Below are 385 nucleotides of genomic sequence, written 5' to 3'. Positions count from 1 at the left end.
TTATAATATGAGGATTGCTGTTAAGATAAAAAGCTCTGGGCTAATGGCTGCTGCAAAAGATAATCTTTCTGATGCATGGGTAAGTATTGGTACGACCATAGGTATTGTTGCTTCTCAGTTTGGTTTTCCTTGGATAGATCCTCTTGCAGCTGTAGTTGTAAGTGCTTTAATATTAAAGACAGGATGGGATATATTTAGGGAGGCAACTCATAATCTATCAGATGGTTTTAGTAGAGAGAAGCTTGATGGTATAACTAAATCTATTAACCAAGTTCCTGGTGTTAAACAAATTAAGAATATAAGAGCGCGCGTTCATGGAAATAATATTTTACTTGATTTGGTAGTTAGTGTTAGTTCTGAATTGTCTTTAGTTGAAGGGCATTCC

Annotated in this window: 1 protein-coding gene; it reads left to right on the top strand. The window is 35.6% G+C overall.

Translation table 11 applies throughout. From position 1 onward, the window contains the following. Positions 1–385: cation diffusion facilitator family transporter (locus HV826_RS36600; RefSeq protein WP_176421595.1), on the top strand; the 385-nt coding region annotated here is incomplete at both ends.

It is taken from the genome of Myxococcus sp. AM010 (assembly GCF_013372585.1).
Classification (GTDB): domain Bacteria; phylum Myxococcota; class Myxococcia; order Myxococcales; family Myxococcaceae; genus Myxococcus; species Myxococcus vastator.
The sequence above is the reverse complement of the archived record's forward strand: the minus strand, read 5'-3'. Positions and strand labels throughout refer to the sequence as shown.